2 protein-coding genes are annotated in these 3,440 nt (G+C 68.7%); both read right to left on the reverse strand.

All coding sequences use genetic code 11. The features are described from left to right. On the reverse strand, positions 1-1,958 hold a 1,958-nt coding region (topA, locus tag VF697_RS10865; protein ID WP_331093992.1), incomplete at its 3' end, for a type I DNA topoisomerase. An 8-nt stretch (positions 1,959-1,966) separates the two neighbouring features. Beyond that, positions 1,967-3,085 carry a DNA-processing protein DprA gene (locus VF697_RS10870; RefSeq protein ID WP_331093994.1) on the reverse strand — a complete coding sequence of 373 codons (1,119 nt, stop codon included), beginning with the start codon at positions 3,083-3,085 and terminating at the stop codon, positions 1,967-1,969. Between the last annotated feature and the right edge of the window lie 355 nt (positions 3,086-3,440).

Consider the following 3,440-nt stretch of genomic DNA (forward strand, 5'->3'; position numbering starts at 1 on the left):
ACGGTCTTCCAGTTGGCCTCGCCCTCGGAGATGAGGTCGAGCTTCTCCTCCATGCCGGCGGTGAAGGCGACGTCCAGCTCGTGGGGGAAGTGCTTGACGAGCAGCTCGTTGCAGATGACGCCCAGGTCCGTGGGACGGAAGCGCCCTTCGATCTTCTCCACGTACTTCTTGTCCTGGATGGTGGAGAGGATGGCGGCGTAGGTGGACGGACGGCCGATGCCCCGCTCCTCGAGTTCCTTGACCAGGGTGGCTTCGGAGAAGCGCGGAGGCGGCTGGGTGAAGTGCTGCTCGTTGAGGAGCTTCTGCAGGCTGAGGGTGTTGCCCTCGTCGAGCACGGGCAGTTCGCCCACGGCGTCCTCGTCGGACTCCTCGCCGGAGGCACGCGCCTTCTCCTGGGCGGACTCCTCCTCGGGGGTGAGGCCCGCGCCGTACACGGCCAGGTAGCCGGGGAACTTCAGCGTGGAGCCCGAGGCCCGGAAGGTGACCCGGCCCGCGGAGATGTCCGCGCTCGTCTGGTCATACACGGCCGGCTTCATCTGACAGGCCACGAAGCGCCGCCAGATGAGCTCGTAGAGGCGGTACATGTCCGCGGCCATGTCGTCGTTCATCGAGTCGAAGAACGGCTTGACCTTCTCGGGCGGGTACTCGAGCGAGGTGGGGCGGATGGCCTCGTGCGCGTCCTGGGCGCCCTTCTTGGTGCGGTACACCACCGGGGCCTCGGGCAGGTAGTCCGCGCCGAAGGTGGCACCGATGAAGTCGCGCACCCCCGCCACCGCCTGATCCGACAGACGGGTGGAGTCCGTACGCATGTACGTGATGAGCGCCGTCTGGCCCTCCTCACCGAGCGGCACGCCCTCGTAGAGCCGCTGGGCGAGCGCCATCGTCTTCTTGGCGGTGTAGTGCAGCCGGTTGGCGGCCTCCTGCTGCAGCTTGGAGGTGATGAACGGAGCGGGCGCGTTGCGGCGCCGCTCCTTCTTGTCCACCTTGGACACCACGAAGGAGGCGCTCTGGAGCTCCGCCACGAGCGCGTCCGTGGTGGCCTTGTCCTTCAGCTCCACCTTCTTGCCGTCCACCTTGGACAGCTTGGCCTTGAAGGGCGGCGGCCCGGCCGGCCCCTCGAAGAGCGCGTCCAGGGTCCAGTACTCCTGCGGGACGAAGACCTTGATCTCCCCCTCGCGCTCGCAGACGAGGCGCACGGCCACCGACTGCACGCGACCCGCGGACAGGCCCCGGCGCACCTTCTTCCAGAGGATGGGAGAGATCTGATAGCCCACGAGCCGGTCCAGGATGCGCCGCGTCTGCTGGGAGTCGTAGTTCTCCTGGCTGAGCTGGCGCGGGTGGGCAATCGCCTCCTGGATGGCCGACTTGGTGATCTCGTTGAACATCACCCGGTAGGCGTTGTCGTGGCCGAGCTGGTTGTGGATGTGCCAGGCGATGGCCTCGCCCTCGCGGTCGGGGTCCGTCGCGAGGAAGACCTTGTCCACGCCCTGGGCGGCCTTCTTCAGCTCGCCGAGCACCTTCTCCTTGCCCTTGATGACCTCGTACTGGGGCTCGAAGTCGTGCTCGATGTCCACGCCCATCTTGCTCTTGGGCAGATCCAGGATGTGGCCCACCGAGGCCTTCACCGTGTAGCCGGAGCCCAGATACTTCTTGATGGTCTTCGCCTTGGCGGGCGACTCGACCACCACGAGGTAGTGCGGTCCCTTGCCACGGCGGGGAGTCTCGGACGCCTCGGCGTCCTCCGCGGAGGCCTCCACGGTGGCCAGCTCATCGCCCTTGCGGCGCGCGGCGGCCTTCTTGGCGGTCGTCTTCTTGGCGGCCGTCTTCTTCTTGGCCGTCTTCTTCTTCGCGGCCGTCTTCTTGCGCGCCGCCGGCTTCTTGGCTGCCTGCTCAGGGGCCGCAGTCTCCTCGACCTCCATCTCGCCTGCCGTTGCCGTCTTCTTCGTGCGCGTCGCCATGATTCTCCTCAAACCTTCTCGTACAACCTTCCAGGATGCTGAATGACGAGTCCCGACAATTCGAGCTCCACCAGAGCGCTCGTGAGCGCCCCGGGCGAGAGCCGACTGCCGGCCAGCACCTCATCAAATGACCTGGGAACCCTGTCCAACACCTGGTAGGCCCCCCTCGCTTCCGCTGAGAGCTCGTCCCACGAGCAGCCCTCCCCTGGCGGCACGGTCCGGTCGGGATGAATCCCCACCGCCCGCCAGACTTCCTCTACCGAGAGACAGGCCCGGGCCTGTCCGTCCCGGATGAGTGCGTTGCACCCGGCCGCCCCCTCGTTCATCACATCCCCGGGCAGGGCCAGCACGGGCCGTCCCTGCGCTCGTCCTGCCTCCGCCGTGTACAGGCTGCCAGAGGCCGCCCCGGCACGAAGGACCAATACCGCGTCCGATGCACCGGCGATGAGCCGGTTGCGTCGGGGAAACGTCGTTGTGCTCGCCCGGACCCCAGGCGGAAGCTCACTGAAGAACACCCCGCCCCGAGCCAGGAAGTGCGGCAGCAGCTTCGCCTGGGCGGGATCCAGCTCGTCCAGCGCCGAGCCGAGGAAGGCCCACGTCTCCCCGCTCGCGTCCAACGCCCCCCAGTGGCAGGCCCGATCCACCCCCGCAGCAGCCCCCGACACCACCCCCACCCCACCCTCCGCCACCTGCCGGGCGAAGGTCCGCGCGAAGGGAAGGAAGCCCTGGTCCGGGTGCCGGCTGCCCACCATGGCCACCCGGCGCCGCGGCGGCCCCACCTGTCCCCGGTAGAAGAGGAGTGGGGGTGCGTCCCCCGTCTCCGCCAGCCGGGCCGGGTACGCCCGCTCACCCTGGAAGGCCACGCCCATGGCCACCGCCGCGCAGCGCTCCAACACGCGCTCGGCCAGCCACTCCAACTCCGCCACCTCCGCCAGCTTGCGCCGCACCGGCGTGGGCAGGGGGGCCTCGACCACCCACTCCCTCACCGGGCAGGCAGCCAGGCGAGCGACACTTCCCCCGGCGTAGGCACGCAGGCCCTCCAGCGTCCTCGGGCCCAGCCCGGGAACCGCCCAGAGCGCCAGAAGCGCCCGTTGCTCCGCCGTGTACCTGTTCGTCGCGTCCGCCATACCCGACCCCCTCCTGAGCCCACCTATATAGAAGATGGGTCCGACGGCGAGGGGCGGGACACATAAACACCGGACTGGCGGTGGTCAAGCGGCACGTCCCCTGCAGTAGGGGTCAACCGAGCCGATCCCAGGGGTTCCCTCCCCCGGGCGGTGGCTCGTCCGGTCCCGTGCCCGGGTGCATCAACGCCGGGCGGAGGGCTGCGTGTTCACCTTCATCACCGCCCGATCCCCGGGGCCAATCTCCTGCAGGGACAGGGTGAGGACGCAGTTGGAGGTGCGGTCCTTCACCTCGGTGACCATGCAGATGCCGATGTTCTCCGTGGGCAGCGGCGCCGCCTTGGACTTGCGGGTGGGC

It is taken from the genome of Archangium sp., assembly GCF_036388035.1.
Classification (GTDB): Bacteria; Myxococcota; Myxococcia; order Myxococcales; family Myxococcaceae; genus Archangium.

Bases quoted from the DNA above. Each gene is read 5' to 3' on its own strand.
- VF697_RS10870 (WP_331093994.1), bottom strand. From the start codon at position 3,085: ATGGCGGACGCGACGAACAGGTACACGGCGGAGCAACGGGCGCTTCTG.